Origin of the sequence: Neobacillus massiliamazoniensis (genome assembly GCF_001048695.1) — a bacterium.
Taxonomy (GTDB): domain Bacteria; phylum Bacillota; class Bacilli; order Bacillales; family Cytobacillaceae; genus Neobacillus; species Neobacillus massiliamazoniensis.
Window position 1 is genome coordinate 20,157 of sequence record NZ_CVRB01000001.1, and the last position, 16,381, is coordinate 36,537.

14 protein-coding genes are annotated in these 16,381 nt (G+C 32.8%); all 14 read left to right on the top strand.

All coding sequences use genetic code 11. The features are described 5' to 3' along the window. The first annotated feature begins 73 nt into the window (after positions 1-73). Positions 74-838, top strand: a complete 765-nt coding sequence (locus tag BN1082_RS00230; RefSeq protein ID WP_090629307.1) for a tyrosine-protein phosphatase — start codon at positions 74-76, stop codon at positions 836-838. A 325-nt stretch (positions 839-1,163) separates the two neighbouring features. Continuing rightward, complete coding sequence (locus BN1082_RS00235; RefSeq protein ID WP_090629311.1) at positions 1,164-2,990, top strand: polysaccharide biosynthesis protein; 1,827 nt, start codon at positions 1,164-1,166, stop codon at positions 2,988-2,990. 297 nt (positions 2,991-3,287) lie between these two features. Next, the gene (gene galU, locus BN1082_RS00240) at positions 3,288-4,169 is read left to right on the top strand and encodes a UTP--glucose-1-phosphate uridylyltransferase GalU (RefSeq protein ID WP_090629313.1); all 882 of its coding nucleotides are present in this window, start codon (positions 3,288-3,290) and stop codon (positions 4,167-4,169) included. 39 nt (positions 4,170-4,208) lie between these two features. Next, entirely contained in the window at positions 4,209-5,474 is a 1,266-nt protein-coding gene (locus BN1082_RS00245; protein WP_090629316.1) for a DegT/DnrJ/EryC1/StrS family aminotransferase, read from the top strand. Between the two features lie 5 nt (positions 5,475-5,479). Then, the gene (locus BN1082_RS00250) at positions 5,480-6,109 is read left to right on the top strand and encodes a sugar transferase (protein ID WP_090629319.1); all 630 of its coding nucleotides are present in this window, start codon (positions 5,480-5,482) and stop codon (positions 6,107-6,109) included. Between the two features lie 15 nt (positions 6,110-6,124). Beyond that, positions 6,125-6,853, top strand: coding sequence for a GNAT family N-acetyltransferase (locus tag BN1082_RS00255; protein WP_090629321.1), 729 nt, complete (start codon positions 6,125-6,127; stop codon positions 6,851-6,853). An 82-nt stretch (positions 6,854-6,935) separates the two neighbouring features. After that, positions 6,936-8,159, top strand: a complete 1,224-nt coding sequence (locus BN1082_RS00260; RefSeq protein WP_090629324.1) for a glycosyltransferase family 4 protein — start codon at positions 6,936-6,938, stop codon at positions 8,157-8,159. Further along, entirely contained in the window at positions 8,159-9,259 is a 1,101-nt protein-coding gene (locus BN1082_RS00265; RefSeq protein WP_090629326.1) for a glycosyltransferase family protein, read from the top strand. Before BN1082_RS00260 ends, BN1082_RS00265 begins: the two co-directional genes overlap by 1 nt. 1 nt (position 9,260) lies before the next feature. After that, positions 9,261-10,322 (top strand): polysaccharide biosynthesis protein, encoded by a 1,062-nt coding sequence (locus BN1082_RS00270; RefSeq protein ID WP_090629328.1) that lies wholly within the window; start codon positions 9,261-9,263, stop codon positions 10,320-10,322. A 4-nt stretch (positions 10,323-10,326) separates the two neighbouring features. After that, the gene (locus BN1082_RS00275) at positions 10,327-11,436 is read left to right on the top strand and encodes a capsular polysaccharide biosynthesis protein CapF (protein ID WP_090629331.1); all 1,110 of its coding nucleotides are present in this window, start codon (positions 10,327-10,329) and stop codon (positions 11,434-11,436) included. Positions 11,437-11,470: 34 nt separating this feature from the next. Further along, a complete protein-coding gene (locus tag BN1082_RS00280; protein WP_090629333.1) occupies positions 11,471-12,415 on the top strand; it encodes a glycosyltransferase in 945 nt (314 codons plus the stop codon). A 38-nt stretch (positions 12,416-12,453) separates the two neighbouring features. Then, a complete protein-coding gene (locus tag BN1082_RS00285) occupies positions 12,454-13,545 on the top strand; it encodes an EpsG family protein (RefSeq protein WP_090629336.1) in 1,092 nt (363 codons plus the stop codon). 51 nt (positions 13,546-13,596) lie between these two features. After that, the gene (locus BN1082_RS00290) at positions 13,597-14,628 is read left to right on the top strand and encodes a polysaccharide pyruvyl transferase family protein (RefSeq protein ID WP_090629337.1); all 1,032 of its coding nucleotides are present in this window, start codon (positions 13,597-13,599) and stop codon (positions 14,626-14,628) included. A gap of 174 nt (positions 14,629-14,802) precedes the next feature. Next, positions 14,803-16,218, top strand: a complete 1,416-nt coding sequence (locus tag BN1082_RS00295) for a lipopolysaccharide biosynthesis protein (RefSeq protein ID WP_090629340.1) — start codon at positions 14,803-14,805, stop codon at positions 16,216-16,218. Positions 16,219-16,381: the final 163 nt, after the last annotated feature.

The window sequence follows — 16,381 nt, forward strand, 5'->3', positions numbered from 1 at the left end:
TTTGCCATTTTCTTTGTGTTATAATCTGAAAGTCCTATGAAAATTATCCTATTTCGGAGAGAGTGTAGCGAAAATGATCGATTTACATTGTCACATCCTGCCTGGAATTGACGACGGGGCACCAAATTTGTCAGAAAGCATCAGAATGGCCAAGAAAGCTGTCGAACAAGGAGTACACACCATCGTCGCAACACCGCATCATATGAATAATCAATACGAAAACCGAAGGAACAGTATTCTTAAACGAGTCGAGGAATTAAACCAAGCCCTCCTTCAAGAACAACTGAATGTAAAGATTATTCCCGGACAGGAAGTGCGGGTATATGGAGAGTTGGTCGAAGACTTTCTTACTGGGGAGATTCTGCCGATCAATGATAGTCCATATGTACTAGTTGAATTTCCATCCAGCCAAGTCCCACGCTACACGGAAAAACTTTTTTACGACATGCAGTTAAATGGACTGATTCCGATTATTGTGCATCCGGAGCGCAACCAGGAAGTGATCGAACATCCGAATCTCCTCTACCGCCTTGTGGAGAAGGGGGCGTTCACGCAGATCACGGCTGCTAGCCTCTGTGGTGATTTTGGAAAAAAAATCAAGCAATTCTCCCAGCAATTAATCGAGGCTAACTTGACTCATTTTATTGCCTCAGATGCTCATAATACGAGCAATCGAACCTGTCGAATGCGAGAAGCGTTTGATATCGTTCAAAAGAAGTATGGCAATGAAATGCTGTATATCTTCCAAGAAAATGCAGAAATTGTGTTAGAAGGCGGTCATCTATATAAGGAAGTACCTGAGCGAATTCAAAAAAAGAAATTCTTCAAACTATTCTAGTCAAAGCAGCTAAGTTTTTCCCAAAAGTTGTATGATACATCTATTCAAGTAGTGAACTTGAACGGCGAGGCTTCCTGTCCGTTATCCATGGGGGCACTCGATCATGCTGTGGGTCCCGCTTTCGGGACCTTAGATGCAGGTCGTCGAGAGCATGATGTGAGGATGGGTTAGATGCCCAATTTATAAAAACCTTAAATATCTAATGAAAGTACAGGTGTCACGACACATGAGTTTCCATTAGGTATTTATTTTTTTGTCAAAATACTTTAAAGGTACAAGTATATTTGAACATGTTTATAGAGAGATAATGTGGGGGAATGATGAATTGTCATATAAAGCTCGCCTTTTTACATTAGGAATATTAGATTCCTTACTGATTTTTTGCGCTTATTACTTAGCTTATTTTCCGTTACAGCCCTCTATCCCTGATCCTGATTGGGAGGAAATGGCTCTGTGTTTGTTCGCCCTTTTAGCCAGCTATCATTTCTTTGCGAGCTTTTACCGGCTGTATAACAAGGCATGGGAATATGCAAGTGTCGGCGAGTTAGTTTCGATTGTGAAAGCTATTACTTTTTCAGTCCTAATCACTGCCCTTATACAGTACATAGGCCATTTGACGATTTATTTGGGAGCATTACTGACGACTTGGATGATTTATGTCATCTTGATAGGTGGTTCTAGAATTGTTTGGAGGCTGTTCCGGGATAGTTATTTAAAGCAGGATACGAGCAAAAAGAGAACGCTTATTATAGGAGCGGGTGCTGCCGGCAGAATGGTAGCTCGTCAATTAGTGACAAATGCGAAGGCAGAGCTTCGTCCTATTGCATTTATCGATGATGACCCATTTAAGCACAAGCTGCACTATCTGAATATCCCAATTGTCGGGAGTACCCAGCAAATTCAGGAGGCGGTCACAACCCTCAATATTGACTATATCGTGATTGCTATTCCCTCTTTGAAGCCAAAAGGGTTGAACCGAATTTTTGATGAATGCTCCAAAACAAAAGTCAAAACGCAAATCATTCCGAAGCTCGAGGATCTGATGACAGGGAAAGTGTCGGTCAATCAATTCCGTGATGTGCAGGTCGAGGATTTACTAGGAAGAGAACCGGTAGAGTTAGATATTGCGAGTATTTCAGAATACATAGCTGGAAAAACTGTATTAGTCACAGGGGCGGGTGGATCCATCGGTTCGGAAATTTGCCGACAGATTTCTACGTTTCATCCACGAAAAATGGTTTTAGTCGGCCATGGGGAAAACAGTATCTACCATATTAATATGGAACTCCGCAAACAGTGCCAAAACGAAATCGAAATTGTTCCGGTCATCGGCGATGTTCAAGACCGGGGAAGAATGTTTGAAGTGATGGAAGAGCATCGACCAGATGTCGTCTACCATGCAGCAGCCCATAAACATGTCCCTTTAATGGAGTACAATCCGAAAGAAGCAGTTAAGAATAATATTTTCGGAACGAAAAATGTGGCGGAAGCGGCGGATACCTTTGGTGTTGGGACATTTGTGCTGATTTCCTCGGATAAAGCGGTCAATCCCACCAATGTGATGGGGTCAACGAAGCGATTTGCCGAATTGATTATTCAAAGCTTAGCACAAACAAGTAAAACAAAGTTTGTCGCTGTTCGGTTCGGAAATGTCCTTGGCAGCCGCGGAAGCGTGATTCCGTTATTTAAGAAACAAATCATGGCGGGTGGACCGGTGACCGTTACCCATGAAGAGATGACGCGTTATTTTATGACGATCCCTGAAGCCTCACGCCTCGTTATCCAATCAGGTGCATTAGCAAGAGGTGGCGAGATTTTTGTGCTCGATATGGGCGAGCCGGTGAAAATAGTCGATTTAGCGAAAAACTTGATCAAGCTCTCAGGCTATACGATAGAAGAAATCGGAATCAACTTTACGGGACTGCGACCCGGCGAGAAGATGTACGAAGAGCTTTTAAATGAAAATGAAATCCATCCTGAGCAGGTTTTCCCAAGCATCCATATTGGAAAAGCCAGAGTCATTCAAACCGAAGTATTAAGCAAGCTAATTGCTCGATTATTGGATCTGTCTGAGAATGAATTGCATGAGACGCTGATTGATGTTGCCAATAATCAGTACGATTACTCTTCTTTAATGGAAATAGCAAATTAATATACATAATAAAGTTCGTTACTAGTAGAAGTTTATTGTCTGATTTTCGTTTTTAAAAAATGGTATAAATAGATTTTTTTTCTTATATTAATTATTTTCGGAAAATAGAATCAAAGGTTTAGTAATTGAACCGTAGTTTTTGCAAATCTATTTTTGGTCAGGATGTTTTGAAGCGTAACACATTACTTGAAACAACTGAACAATATTTAAGCAGTAACCAATTAATACATAAAAAAATAATCCGATAAAGTAGACGTCTTTTGTCTACTAGTCGTTTTTATAAAGGTGGAATAAAGAATGAAAAAAGTTAAAAAAGCGATTATCCCTGCAGCAGGATTAGGAACAAGATTCCTTCCGGCAACGAAAGCGATGCCGAAAGAAATGCTGCCGATTGTCGACAAACCAACGATCCAATATATTGTCGAAGAAGCGATTGCATCAGGAATTGAAGATATTATCATCGTCACCGGTAAAGGGAAACGAGCCATCGAAGACCATTTCGATTTAGCACCAGAGCTGGAACAAAATCTATTAGAAAAAGGCAAGCTAGATTTATTGGAGAAGGTCCAATATTCTTCCAATCTAGTTGATATTCACTATATTCGCCAGAAAGAACCAAAAGGTTTGGGACATGCCGTCTGGTGTGCCCGGAACTTTATTGGTAACGAACCATTTGCGGTTCTTCTCGGCGATGATGTTGTTCAAAGTGAAACACCTTGTTTGAAACAACTGATCGATGTATATGAAGAAACTCGTTCATCCGTCATTGGGGTTCAATCGGTTCCTGATGATGAAACCCATCGTTATGGGATTGTGGAGCCATCGATTCAAGTAGGAAGAAGGTATCAGGTAGAGAACTTTGTCGAAAAGCCGGCAAAAGGAACAGCCCCTTCCAATCTTGCGATCATGGGTAGATATATTCTAACACCAGAAATTTTTATGCTCTTGGAACAACAGGAAACCGGGGCTGGCGGAGAGATTCAGTTGACAGATGCGATTCAGAAGTTGAATCAGATCCAGCGGGTATTTGCTTATGATTTTGAGGGTAAGCGATTTGATGTTGGTGAGAAGATTGGGTATGTGAAGACTACGGTTGAGTTTGCACTGCAGCACAAAGAGTTAAAAGAGGAATTATTAACATACCTTTCCACGTTATTGGAAAAAGAACTAGTCCGTTAGATTAGAATACTAATTACTTATCAAAAGGATGATTACTTAATGAGTAAACCAATTTCTCCTTCGATACTAACTGAGGGAAGAAGGAATATACCATTCTCTCCACCAGATATTACTGACATTGAAATTAACGAGGTTGTAGATACATTAAAATCTGGATGGATCACAACGGGTCCAAAAACAAAACTATTAGAAAAGAAAATAGCAGAGTTCACCAATACTTCAATGGCGGTTTGTTTAAATTCAGCAACGGCTGCTATGGAACTTACTTTGAGGGTCTTAGGAGTTGGACCAGGTGATGAAGTAATAACATCCGCTTATACCTATACTGCCTCTGCAAGTGTGATCGATCATGTTGGGGCGAAAATTATTCTTGTCGATACGGCAGAAAATTCTTTTCAAATGGACTATGAACAGCTGGAAAAGGCAATTACACCAAACACAAAGGTAATTATTCCAGTGGATTTAGCTGGAGTGATGTGTGATTATGACAAGATCTTTGAAATTGTGGAACGGAGAAGAAGTAACTTTCATCCGAACAATGAATTACAAGAGGCGTTTGGGAGAGTAGTAGTTTTAGCTGACGCGGCACACTCCTTTGGTGCAACCTATAAAGGAAAACAAAGTGGGGAAGTGGCGGATTTCACTAGTTTTTCATTTCATGCTGTCAAAAACTTCACAACTGGCGAAGGTGGAGCAGTAACATGGCGTGATATTCCAGGAATAGAGAATGAGTATATTTATAAACAATATATGCTTCTCTCTCTACATGGTCAATCAAAGGACGCGCTTGCTAAGACAAAACTAGGTGCATGGGAATATGATATAGTTTCACCTGCCTATAAATGTAATATGACGGATATTGTTGCATCAATCGGTTTGGGGCAAATGGAAAGATATCCATTAATTTTGGAAAGAAGAAGACAAATCATCGAAAAGTATAATAGCGGTTTGATTGATTGTGAAGTTGATGTTTTAAAACATTACGGAGATAACTTCTCATCAAGTGGACATTTATACTTAGTTCGACTTCTAGATAAAGATGAAGAATACCGTAATAAAGTTATCGAAAAAATGGCAGAGTTAGGTATTGCAACAAATGTTCATTATAAGCCACTGCCAATGCATACGGCTTATAAGAAATTAGGTTTTGATATAAAAGATTATCCAAATGCTTTTGATATGTATAGGAATGAGATTACATTGCCACTACACACTATGTTAAGTGATGAAGATGTAGAGTATGTAATAAAGAGTTTAGATAGAGTATTGAAAGAAGTCGTAAGCGATGATTCTCATGTTGGGTGATAGAAATGTATAAGAGTTTCTTTAAAAGAGCATTCGATCTCATAATAGCTATCTTAGTCCTTCCATTATGGTTTATTGTCTTAGCCATTATTGGACCCATTATTTATTTTCAAGACAAAGGATCCATTTTCTATAATGCTCAACGTTTGGGTAAAGACGGAAAAGTATTTAAGATGTATAAATTCCGATCGATGAAAATGAATGCACCAGACTTAAGGAATGAGGATGGTTCAACATTTAATTCAGAGGATGATCCGAGGCTAACTAAGATCGGAAAGTTTATTCGAAAAACAAGTCTTGATGAAACACCGCAGATATTAAATATCATTATAGGTGACATGAGTATCATCGGTCCGAGACCAGATTTGCCTGAACACCGTGAATTATATGAGAACGAAGAAGAGCGAAAGCTAGAAATTAGACCGGGTGTTACTGGATATAACCAAGCTTACTTTAGAAATACCGTTCCTTGGAAAGAAAGAATCCAAAATGACATTTACTATATTGACCACCTCTCATGGTGGCTTGATATAAGAATATTTTTTAAAACAGCTAAATCCGTTTTGAAGCGGGAGGATGTATTCGTAACGGACAATGAGACAAAAGTGAAAAAAATTAATGATATAGGAATGTAGGAGGAGGATTTGCTTATGATAGGAAAAAGCATAGAAAGTGCAGTAACCTTCTACGAATTAAAGTGGGATACAGAGTTTTTTGGTGTCTCATGCGCTAAAGCAGTTTTAACTAAGCCACTTTCATTAGATGAATGGAATGAATTGAAAGTTAGATTTCAAGAATATCAGTTTATTTCAATCGAAAATCGTGACTCCAATCCTTTTAATGCACAGTTGTTAGGAAAGGATACTACGGCATTTTTGGCAGATGTGAATATTCAATTTGTGAAGAAACTTGAAGGTGCGTATGAGATTCCAAAAAATATTTCAGTTCATCAGGCACTAGAGAGAAATGGACATGTCATTGAAATGGCAGATTTTAAGTATTCAAAGTTTATAGAGGATCGTGAGCTCTTAAAACGTGGCGGTGACAAAGTTTATCATCAATGGCTTATTAACTCTTTTAATAAGCCAGATAAGTACTATGCATTATCCAAGGATGAGCAAGGTGAAATAAACGGTTTTTTACTGCATTCTTATTCAAATAATGCTTGCGTTATAGAGCTTATTGCTGTATCAAGTACTACTACTAGAGGGGGTACGGGTACAAGCTTATTTAAAACAGTAGAATATGCAGCATACCAAAATGGTTGTAACAAAATAAAAGTTGGTACGCAAGTAAGAAATATTGGTGCGATTAACTTTTATCATAAAGTTGGATGTAAGCAAGTTGGATGCCATCAAGTTTATCATTTGTGGAATTAGGTGGATGATAAAGTAAGCCTAATCAATATCTAAATACATATAAAAATAACAGCACCATGGTTTGTGTAAAAGGGAGAGAGGTATGAAGAATATTTTATTCATATGCACTGAAGGATTTGATACACCAGGACCTTCTAATCATTTGATTAGTTCTTTGATAGAAGATATGCTGGAAAATAATTTCAAAGTTACTCTTATTCAAAGTAGAAGAACACAGATAAATGATGATCTTCCTGACACATTGAAAAATCAAGAACATTTAAGTGTAAATATAGTTGATAGAAAGATTATTGAGAAAAGCTCATTTGTTCGTAGGTATCTTGAAGAATCATCATATGCTTTTAGATGTTTTAAAATCTGGAAACAAATGAAAGATGTTGATGCTGTTTTTGTCCAATCTTGCCCGACTGTTATTTTTTCAATTTTATTACTTAGGATATTTTTGAAAAAACCTATTTTATATAGTGTTCAAGATATGTGGCCTGGTAGTGCTGTTAATAGTGGAGTTCTTTCAAATAAGTTTATCGCTAGCATATTCTACAAGATCCAAAAACTGGCCTACAAAAATAGCAATGTTTTAACAGTAATTTCCGAAGATATGAAAACAAAGGTAGTTGAGCAAGGAGTACCAAATGACAAGATTTATCCCATTGTTAATTGGTTTGATGACCGTTCTGTTAAAGAAGTGTCTTGGGAAGATAATAGGTTTGTCCAAAAATATAATCTTTCAAGAGATAAGTTCTATGTGCAGTATGCAGGCACGATGGGATACGTTTTTGATTACAAGATGGTTTTGGATGTCGCTGAACTACTGAAGGAATATAAAGATATTCAGTTTCAAATGATAGGGCAGGGTAGTCAAAAGGATGCTTTTGTTAAAGAAAAGGAGAAACGAGGGTTAGAAAATATTATTTTTTATCCACTTGAACCACAAGGGATGGTTTCAGATGTTTATAGTACCTGTACAATTTGTTTGATTCCTTTGAAAAAGGGTATTATCGGAAACTCTGTGCCAAGTAAAGCTGGATTATTAATGGCATGCAACCGTGCTATCGTGAATTCAGTGGATGAAGAATCTGATTATTATAGAATGTTTAATGAAAATGAAATGGGAATCTCAGCTCCTAACGATAATCCAAGAGCAGTGGCAGATGCAATTCTAGATTTATATAATCATAAAGAAAAGCGTGATTCAATAGCAAAAAATGGACATGATTTTGGAAAGAAATATTATTCTAGAAGTGTAAATACTAAAAAATTTATAGAACTATTTGAAACAATGGTAAGAGTAGAAGGGAATAAATAATGAAGGTTCTTGTTCTTGGATTTACTAAAATTTCATACATGCCTTATATGCATTTTTACATTGAGCAGCTCAAAAAGTATAACTGTGAAGTACATCTTCTATATTGGAAAAGAGATAATAATCCTGATTCAGAAAGTCCTAAGGGGATAGTCACTCATATATTTGACCGATATCAAGAAGATAGTGTCCCTTTAAGAAATAAAATTGGTAGTTTTCTAGAGTATCGTAAGTACGCAAAACAAATATTAAAGAAACATAGTTTTGATCTGATTGTGGTATTACACTCTACCCCAGGAGTATTACTATCTGATGTATTAACAAGAAAGTACAAGAAAAAATATGTACTTGATTATAGGGACTTCACTTATGAAAATTTTACCTTTTATAAAAAAATAATTCACAAATTAATAACAAATGCCTCTGCGACATTTGTTAGTTCAGATGCATATAGGAAATATTTGCCTTTAATAGATAATCTCTATACATCTCATAATATTGTAATAAGTGATTTAGAAAATCGTGAAATTAGGAAAAATAAAAACAGAGATATTAGTCCTATTAGGCTTAGGTTTTGGGGATTTATCAGGCATAAGGAAATAAATATGACCATAATTAAAAAGTTAGCAAATGATAGAAGGTTTGAACTTCATTATCATGGACGCGAACAAAAAACTGGACAATTCCTGAAACAATATTGTGTAGAAAGTAAAATTAAGAATATTTTCTTTCAAGGCGAATATAAGCCTGAAAATAAATATGATTTCATTAAAAATACGGATCTGGTACATAACATTTATGAAAATGATATAAAGACAACTAATGCTATGGGAAATAAGTATTACGATGGATTAACTTTTTATATTCCTCAGCTTTGTAATGAAGGTTCATTTATGGGTGATCAATTGAAAAAAAATAAGGTAGGGATAGCACTTAATCCAGACTCACCAAACTTTGCTGATGAAATATATGAGTATTATAGATCTATAGATTGGTTAAGCTTTGAAAATTGCTGTGATAATGCCTTAAATAACATAATTATACAATACAATGACGGAGTTAAAACCATTGAAAGGATAATTAATGGAAAGAGGGTTAATTAAGATGTTTAACGGAAAAACCTTATTAATAACAGGTGGCACAGGTTCTTTTGGAAATGTAGTTCTCGAAAGATTTTTAAATACTGATATAAATATTAAAGAAATAAGAATTCTTTCTAGAGATGAAAAAAAGCAGGATGATATGCGTAGGCATTATCAAAATGACAAAATTAAATATTATATTGGTGATGTAAGAGATTTGAGTAGCTTAAAGAATGCAATGCATGATGTAGATTATATTTTTCATGCAGCAGCACTTAAGCAGGTTCCATCCTGTGAGTTTTTCCCTATTGAAGCTGTAAAAACTAATGTAATGGGAACTGAGAATATGTTAACAGCAGCTATCGAAGCAGGAGTTAAAAAAGTTATTTGTCTTTCAACAGATAAAGCAGCGTATCCAGTTAATGCAATGGGGATTTCAAAAGCTTTGATGGAAAAAACATTTATTGCAAAGTCAAGAACTGTTTCTCCTGATAAAACAATAATTTGTGGGACAAGATATGGAAATGTAATGGCATCAAGAGGGTCTGTAATTCCTCTATTTATACAACAAATAAAAAGCGGGGAACCTTTAACGGTAACTGACAGTAAAATGACAAGGTTTATTATGAGTCTTAACGAAGCCGTTGAATTAGTATTGTATGCATTTGAAAATGCTGAAACAGGAGATATCATGGTACAGAAGTCTCCTTCTTGTTATATTGGTGATTTAGCCCAAGCTCTTAAAGAACTATTTAATGCGGATAATGAAATTAAAGTTATAGGAACCCGGCACGGTGAAAAGATGTATGAAGTCCTTCTTACTAAAGAGGAGGCAGCTAAGGCAATAGATATGGGGGATTTTTATAAAGTTCCTGCTGATAATAGAGATTTGAATTATGAAAAATATCTTGAAAAGGGATCGCATAGGATATCTTTAACGGACGAGTATAACTCAAATAATACAAAGATTCTTTCGGTTGAAGAAATTAAAGATCGACTATTAATGCTTGATGAAATCAACGAAGAGTTAGTTAAATGGGAGGCAAAAATGAAACAAAAAGAAGTGGTCAAAATAGGAGGCTAGACGTATGAAAGTTTTGATTACAGGATCTAGAGGCTTTATTGCTAAAAATTTGATTATAACTTTACAACAAATGAAAAATATTGACGTCGTAACTTTTGACAGAAATGATGAATTGGAGAAATTAGATTTATGTACTAAAGATTGTGATTTTGTATTTCACCTTGCTGGAGTAAATCGGCCACAAGATGTAGAAGAATTTACTCGAGGAAACTATGGGTTAACTAGCAGATTGTTAAATTCGTTAAAAAAGAATGAGAATAAATGTCCAGTACTATTTTCTTCATCAATTCAAGCAATGCTTGATAATCCTTATGGAAAGAGTAAAAAGGCAGGGGAAGATTTACTGTTTGAATATAATAAAAAAACTGGAGCGAAGATTTTAATTTATCGATTCCCAAATGTATTTGGTAAATGGTGTAGACCTAATTACAATAGTGTAGTAGCTACTTTCTGCTATAATATTGCGAATGAATTACCGATCAGTGTAAATGATCCTGGTGTTAAGATGAATTTAGTATATATTGATGATGTAGTAGAAGAAATGATCAATGCTTTACACGGAAATAAAAACTTGGTTTGTACCTTTTGTGAAGTTCCAGTAGTTCACACTATCACTCTTGGGGAAATCGTTAAATTGATTTATTCATTCAAAAAAAGTCGTGAAGAACGCTCTATTTCAGATATGTCAAATGAATTTACGAAAAAATTGTATAGTACATATCTAAGTTATTTACCAGAAAATCAATTTAGTTATGAACTTAAGATGAATGTAGACCAAAGAGGTTCTTTCACAGAATTTATCAAGACTCCAGATAGAGGTCAGGTTTCTGTAAATATATCTAAACCTGGTATAACCAAGGGCAACCATTGGCATCATACAAAAAATGAGAAGTTTCTAGTGGTAAGTGGAAAAGGAGTAATTCGTTTTAGAAAGATAGGCTCAGATAGGGTAATTGAATACCATGTAAGCGGTAATAAGCTAGAAGTGGTGGACATCCCAATAGGTTATACACATAATATTGAAAATTTAGGTGAAACAGATATGGTGACAATTATGTGGGCGAATGAACCGTTTAATATTGAAAATCCCGATACCTATTATTTAGAGGTGTAGAAATACAATGATTTAAGGAAGAAAGGTGATATAAATGGGTAGACCATTAATATCAATAATAGTGCCTATATATAATGTAGAACGATACTTAGATAAGTGTGTAGAGAGTTTAATAAATCAAACGATGAAAAACATTGAGATTATTTTAGTTGACGATGGAAGCCCAGATAATTGTCCAAAGATATGTGATAATTATGCATTAAGAGATAATCGAATAAATGTTATTCATAAGAATAATACTGGTTTATCAGATTCAAGAAATGTTGGCTTGAAAATAGCAAAAGGTGATTATATTTTATTTGTAGATTCTGATGATTATATCAATAAAAAGACGTGTGAGTATTTTTATAAACATATAATAGAAAATTCGTATGATGTTATTATTGGAGCTGCAATGAAAATTGAAGAAGGATCAACTACTGATTACTCTAATAGTCGTGGTTTTAAAACAAACCAATGTTTAAAAGGTAAAGAATTTCTTAAAATCGGTTTTAAACATGGAATTGTTAAAATGGCGGTTTGGTGTAATTTATATAATAGAAAATTTTTACTTGAGAATGAGTTATTCTTTAAAAAGGGATTATTACATGAGGATGAACAATGGACACCCCGAGTTCTATTGTTAGCGAATAAGGTTTTAGTATCTGATATACGCTTTTATTATTATATTATTAGAGATGAGTCAATAACTAATACCAAAAAATTTAAACGTAATGCAAAACATATAATATCTACAGTTAAAGAATTATATAATTTATACGAAAAGATAGATGATGAAGAACTGAAAATATTGCTAAATGATTATTTAGTATCACTTTACTTATTTGCATTTAGAAAAGGAAAGTTATTTGAGGAAGATAATAAATATATAAATAAATCTTTTGTTATGAAAAATTCAAAAAGAAATAAAATAAAATCTTTTATTTTCTGTATTAGTCCAAAGTTATATTCAGAATTAGTAACTAAGATACGTAAATAAAAATATTTTGTTCATTTTTTGTTAGGAGAGAATTTCTATTGAGTTACATCGCATCCTATCCCTACTCTACAATATTTTATACATTTATTTTAATATTTAGTGTATTATTTGCTTTTTTAGCACAGATTGTTGCAAAAAGAGTATCGGCAAATATCATGATTGGAATAATTGTGTTAATATTGTCGATTACAGCTGGTTTAAGGAGCTCGATGGTTGGATTAGATACTATGCAATATATACGAATAATAGAGAGCACTTCTTCAACCTACTCAGGTGAATTATATTATCGCTATTTCGAAATCGGATTTCAGATTCTGATAAAAATTTTAATGTTTCTAGTAAAAGAGCCACACTATGTACTTTTGCTTATCTCCTTAATTACAAATAGCTTAATAATAAGAACGCTTTGGTTTTTTAGAGAAAAAATTAGTTTTTCGCTTTCTATTTTTTGTTACATTACAATGTTTTACTTTGAGACTTACAATATTTTAAGACAATGGTTAGCAATTGCAATAATATTCTTCGCAATCAGATATTTACTTAAATCAAGATATGTACTATTTTTAATTTTTGTTATCATTGCGTCAACTATTCATTATTCTGCTATTATTTCTTTAGTTTTCATACCCATTCACCTTTTTATCAAAAAAAAGCTATCTTTTAATATAATTCTTACATTTTTAATAACGATACCCCTGGCACTCTTTGGAATGAAGACTTTTATTGGAAATTATAGTTATTATTTAAATAGCAATATTTCCTTTGGATCTAAAAATATAAACTTTGGATTATCGTTTATCGTAAATTTAGGTATAATTATTTTTTCGTTATTTCTTTATTTGAAAAAGGAGTATAAATTTAGTGATAGTAATTTCCAAAAACAAATTATTTTTATTTGTTTGATAGGTCAATTAATGTCCATATTGGGGTATATTTATATGTTTGCTGGAAGAATAGCATCATATGCAACTGTCTATCAAATCATTTTATTTTCTATGATGAGTAAAACAAAGACCCTATCGATAATTATTAAATTTGTAATTGTATTATTAGGTTTATATTTATTTTATACAGGACTTAATATTTCTTCACAGGGGCAAATGCCTTATAAATTATCTATATTTGATTAGTTAGTTAAATATCATCTTCAATTCAGTAGGTTAAATAGGAGAGTTTGGAACATGTTAATTAGGAGCATTTTAAACAATTTAGTGAAAATTAGTGCATTACGAAAAATTAATAAACTTAAAAAGTATAAAGAAGTTGAAAAAATTATATATTTACTATCTCCTGAACATGGAAATTTAGGTGATCAAGCAATAGCAATCGCAATAAAGAAATTCTTAATAGATCATTATAAAAATAAAGAAGTTATTGAGTTTTCGTATCTGGAGTACATGTATATAAAAAAACGTATTTCCAGTATTTCAAATGATGGTGACATTATATTTTTGCATGGTGGCGGTAACTTAGGAAATTTATATATTAACGAAGAGAATTTAAGAAGAGATGTTATTGAAAGATTCGAAAAGAATAAAATAATTATCATGCCACAAAGCATCTCTTTTTCTGAAGACAATTTTGGAAAAATTGAAATTGAAAAGACAAAGAAAATATATAATAACCATAAAAATTTGTATATTGTTTGTAGAGAAAGTAAAAGCTTTGAAACTGCCCAAAGTATATTTCCTAATAATAATGTAATATTATCACCAGATAGTGTTTTATACTTATCGGATTATTATAATAAGAGTCCTTTGAGAAGTGGGGTACTTCTAGCATTAAGAAGTGATAAGGAAAAAGTAATTGACGATTCTAGGGTTAATAAACTAAGGGGAATTTTGGAAAATTTGGAAGAAAATTTAGTTTTTAAAGATACCATTATAAACAAAAGAGTAAATGAAAAAAATAGAATATTTGAGTTTGAAAAAATTCTAAAGGCATTTGGTAGTAGTAAATTGGTTATTACAGATAGATTCCATGGAGTCATATTTTCTTTTATAACAAAGACACCTTGTATAGTATTTAAGTCATTAGATCATAAAATATCTGAGGGGATTAAATGGTTTAATGATATAGATTTTATTTATTATGCAGAAAATGATAGTGAAAATCTGAGTAATGTAATTAATAATTACCTTAATATGGGAAATCTTAATGTGGATGAAAAATTAAAAATGGAATTTATTAATGCTTTACAAAAAATTATATGATTCTATTAATTTTTTAGTTAGTGCATTACTTAATTAAGGAATAAAAGAATGCTCAGTATTATAAATAATAACATTGTATAAAATTTAGATTTAATTGTGGAATTTCATCTTGCTTTTTATCGCACTGATGATTAAAGAGAAAAATGAAATTAATTTTCAGTAAGGTTGTAAAAAATGAATATGTATAAAAAATTGGTTACTAATTCACTTATATTTGCAGTAGGAAACTTGGGAACTAAATTAATTACATTCTTTTTAGTCCCTCTTTACACATACTATCTAACTCCAAGTGAATTTGGCATGGTGGACTTGCTAACAACTACTATTAGTTTCTTAATGCCGATTGTCACCCTGAGTATTTTTGATGCGGTTTTAAGATTCGTAATGGATAAAAGCCATGATAAAAAAGAAGTATTAATTAATTCTCTATTCATAGTATTAATTGGTTTTTTTTTAATATCTTTATTTTATCCTGTGTTGATCATTTTATTACCTTTTGATGATTATATACATTATTTTTATCTATTATTATTAGTTCAGTCAATTAATACTATTTTGACACAATATATTAGAGCAAAGGGAATGATTAGGCTATTTGCTCTTAGTGGAATCTTTAATGTATTTACTGTTTTAATTTTTAATATAGCGCTCCTTATGATTTTCAAGATGGGGATTGTAGGGTATTTAATTTCTATTATTTTAGCTAATATTATTAGTACTATATTTGTTATTATTAGCGGCAAAGTTCACCATGATTTTATCATTAAAAAAGTAAATATTAAATTAATGAAAGAGATGTTACACTATAGTATACCATTAATCCCTAATGCTTTAATGTGGTGGATTATGAGTTTATCAGATAGGTATATTATTACATATCTATTAGGAATAAGCGCAAATGGAATTTATGCTGTTGCTAATAAAATACCGAGCATATTAAATATAGTTAATTCTATTTTTTTTCAAGCATGGCAAATGTCAGCTATTGAAGAAGCTAATTCAAAGGAAAAATCTCATTTCTTTTCAAATGTTTTTAATGTGTTTTCAATAGCTATGCTAGTAACAACCTCGCTATTACTGGTATTTTTAAAATTAATAATGGGAGTATTCGTTGCAAATAGTTATTTTATCGCTTGGAAATATGTACCGTTCTTGCTATTAGGTGTAGTATTTTCAAGTTTTTCTGGATTTTTAGGTACAAATTATATCGCTACAAAAAAAACATCTGGTATTTTTAAGACATCTGTGATTGGTGCAATATTAAATATCGTTGTAAATTTATTATTAGTACCTACCATTGGTATCAATGGTGCTGCTATAGGAACTATGATTAGCTTTGCGGTAATATGGCTATTAAGGATTAAAGATACAAGAGAGTTTGTAAATATAAAGTTAAATAAGAGGAAATTGTTCTTAACTTTATTTTTTGTATATGTTCAAATTGGTATATTGTATTTAAATATTAAGCTAGGAAATTTATTTCAGATTGTCTTACTGATGCTTATAATCCTGCTGAATTTTTATGAAATTAGGGGAATATTAGAAAAAATAATTATTATTATAACAAAAAAATCTAAGCAATCTAAATAAAGTATGAAAGAATAATGTAAAAACTAGTAATCACAAGATGGATCATGTGATCTTTACCGATAAAAAAATCTAAAATCTAAAGGGCATGTCAATACAATTTGGTGTTGAAATTACTTTTACAAATTCAATGGTTATCACTGTGTGATAAAAAGTGATGGTGCAT

Bases quoted from the DNA above. Each gene is read 5' to 3' on its own strand.
- BN1082_RS00290 (WP_090629337.1), top strand. From the start codon at position 13,597: ATGTTAATTAGGAGCATTTTAAACAATTTAGTGAAAATTAGTGCATTA.
- BN1082_RS00255 (WP_090629321.1), top strand. From the start codon at position 6,125: ATGATAGGAAAAAGCATAGAAAGTGCAGTAACCTTCTACGAATTAAAG.
- BN1082_RS00295 (WP_090629340.1), top strand. From the start codon at position 14,803: ATGAATATGTATAAAAAATTGGTTACTAATTCACTTATATTTGCAGTA.
- BN1082_RS00260 (WP_090629324.1), top strand. From the start codon at position 6,936: ATGAAGAATATTTTATTCATATGCACTGAAGGATTTGATACACCAGGA.
- galU (WP_090629313.1), top strand. From the start codon at position 3,288: ATGAAAAAAGTTAAAAAAGCGATTATCCCTGCAGCAGGATTAGGAACA.
- BN1082_RS00245 (WP_090629316.1), top strand. From the start codon at position 4,209: ATGAGTAAACCAATTTCTCCTTCGATACTAACTGAGGGAAGAAGGAAT.
- BN1082_RS00275 (WP_090629331.1), top strand. From the start codon at position 10,327: ATGAAAGTTTTGATTACAGGATCTAGAGGCTTTATTGCTAAAAATTTG.
- BN1082_RS00265 (WP_090629326.1), top strand. From the start codon at position 8,159: ATGAAGGTTCTTGTTCTTGGATTTACTAAAATTTCATACATGCCTTAT.
- BN1082_RS00230 (WP_090629307.1), top strand. From the start codon at position 74: ATGATCGATTTACATTGTCACATCCTGCCTGGAATTGACGACGGGGCA.
- BN1082_RS00250 (WP_090629319.1), top strand. From the start codon at position 5,480: ATGTATAAGAGTTTCTTTAAAAGAGCATTCGATCTCATAATAGCTATC.
- BN1082_RS00280 (WP_090629333.1), top strand. From the start codon at position 11,471: ATGGGTAGACCATTAATATCAATAATAGTGCCTATATATAATGTAGAA.
- BN1082_RS00270 (WP_090629328.1), top strand. From the start codon at position 9,261: ATGTTTAACGGAAAAACCTTATTAATAACAGGTGGCACAGGTTCTTTT.